The following is a 2,101-nucleotide window of genomic DNA, read 5'->3' as shown; positions in this document are numbered from 1 at the left end:
CCGACATACATCGTTTGCCTGACTGGCATCACAGATCGGCAGAAAGTGGGCCGATGCACGAACCGCTTCGCGGAGGGCGTAATCGGCGAGGTTCCTGCACGGATCGTGGGTCGCCCGGGGATTGAGCGTCGCGGGCGGTAGGTCGAGCATTCAGGCTCCTTTCAAGCAGGGAGCCGAACGATGATCGAGTCTATTTCTGCCGCCCCCATCAGCCCGCTGCGCCAGCGCCTGATCGAAGACATGCAACTGCGCCATTTCTCGATCGAGACAAAGCGCAATTATATCCGCGACGTTGCACGCTTCGCGACCTGGCTTGGACGTCCTCCCGACAAGGCGACTGCGGAAGACCTGCGCCGTTTCCAGGTCGAGCAGCGCGAAGGGGGCATGCCATCTCCCACCATGAACAGCGTCGTTGCCGCGCTGCGCTTCTTCTTCACGCACACGCTGGACCGGCCGGATCTCTCCCGCCGGCTCTATCGTGAGAGGGTAGTGCGCAAATTGCCGGTTGTGCTGAGCCGCGAGGAAGTCGCGCGCCTGCTGCAGGCCACGACATGCCTCAAGCACCACGCCGCGCTGGCCGTTGCCTATGGCGCGGGATTGCGGGTGGCTGAGGTGTCGATGCTCAAAGTTTGCGACGTCGACAGCGAGCGCATGCTGCTGCGGGTCGAACGCGGCAAGGGCGGCCGATATCGCAACGCCATGCTTTCGGCCGACTTGCTCGCCCTGCTGCGCGAGTGGTGGAAGATCGGGCACCGGGAAGGCGTGATGCACCGCGACGGATGGCTGTTCCCCGGCCAGCACTACCTCAAGCCGATCAGTACCAAGCAGCTTCACCGCGTGGTCGTCGAAGCTGCCCGGTCCGCCGGGATCGCCAAGCACGTGAGCCCGCATACGCTGCGCCACAGCTTCGCCACGCACCTGCTTGAGGACGGAATCGATATCCGGATCATCCAGACCTTGCTCGGTCATGCCAAGCTCGAGAACACCGCCTTCTATACCCAGGTGGCAACACGGACCGTCCATGCCGTGGTCAGCCCGCTCGACAAGCTCGGGATCGTCGTTCCGCCGCCGGTTGCGCCTGACGGCTGAGCCGTTGCGCGCCTCGCTCGAGGTCGCCGATATCTTCCGCAGCGCCGGGCCCGGCTACAGGGCTGCCCATGCCGGGCATCTGAGCCTGGCCCAGCTCAAGGTCATGGCGGCCATCGAGAACTGCCGGACCGCCGCGCTCGGCGGCCACATCGAAGCCTGCGTGGACTGCGGCCATTGGCGGATCGCCTATAACTCGTGCCGCAACCGGCATTGCCCGAAGTGCCAGGGCGCCGCCGCGCGGGCCTGGCTGGAAGAGCGCGAGGCCGACCTGTTGCCCGTGGGCTACTTCCACGTCGTGTTCACGCTGCCGGCGGAGATTGCCGCGGTGGCCCTGCAGAACAAGTCCGCGATCTACGACCTGCTGTTCCGCGCCGCATCGGAGACGATGCTGACCATTGCCGCCGACCCCAGGCATCTCGGCGCCCGCATCGGCATCACCGCCGTCCTGCATACCTGGGGGTCGGCGATGACGCATCATCCCCACGTGCACATGATCGTCCCGGGCGGGGGCATTGCGCCCGACAATGCCCGGTGGATCGCCTCGCACGCGCCGACAAGGCGGGAGCGCGATGCGTTCTGTGGATACGCCTTGGTGACGAGGAACAACTGGTCGCGAAGGCTGCCCAGCGCCTCGCAGATCAGCGTTTCCGCCGCACCATCGCCATACATTTCGGCGGTATCGACGAGCGTCATGCCCAGCTCGACACCGGCGCGCAGCGCGGCGATCTCATCGGATCGCCGTTCGGCACGTTCGCCCATCTTCCAGGTGCCTTGACCCATCGAAGGAACCACTTCCCCGCCGGGCAATGTCACGTGTTTCATGTGCTTTTGTCCTATGAGATGAGTTCGACTGTTCGGTGGCGGGAGGCGGATTGGCAGATGACCACCATGTAGCGATCATATCGCGGCCGGCCATCGATCGAGTGCCATTTTGGCGATGGAGAGCAGTTCGTTGATCGTAGCGCCGTCGCGCGCCTGAACGGACATGCCTTCCATGACCGTATTGATGAAT

The 2,101-nt window shown here is 64.6% G+C and carries 1 protein-coding gene and 2 pseudogenes; 2 read left to right on the top strand and 1 reads right to left on the bottom strand.

The window, feature by feature from the left end; genetic code table 11:
- Positions 1–180 precede the first annotated feature (180 nt).
- Positions 181–1,089 carry a tyrosine-type recombinase/integrase gene (locus AC4FIJ_RS16445; protein ID WP_217373602.1) on the top strand — a complete coding sequence of 303 codons (909 nt, stop codon included), beginning with the start codon at positions 181–183 and terminating at the stop codon, positions 1,087–1,089.
- Between the two features lie 4 nt (positions 1,090–1,093).
- Positions 1,094–1,630: pseudogene (locus tag AC4FIJ_RS16440) on the top strand (IS91 family transposase); the annotation flags it as partial.
- Here AC4FIJ_RS16440 and AC4FIJ_RS16435 read toward each other — a convergent pair.
- Positions 1,627–1,911 (bottom strand): annotated as a pseudogene (locus AC4FIJ_RS16435) (aldo/keto reductase); the annotation flags it as partial. The pseudogenes AC4FIJ_RS16440 and AC4FIJ_RS16435 sit on opposite strands and share 4 nt — an antisense overlap.
- Positions 1,912–2,101 lie beyond the last annotated feature (190 nt).

This window comes from Croceicoccus sp. (genome assembly GCF_983967925.1).
This window is presented reverse-complemented; position numbering and strand designations above follow the sequence as displayed.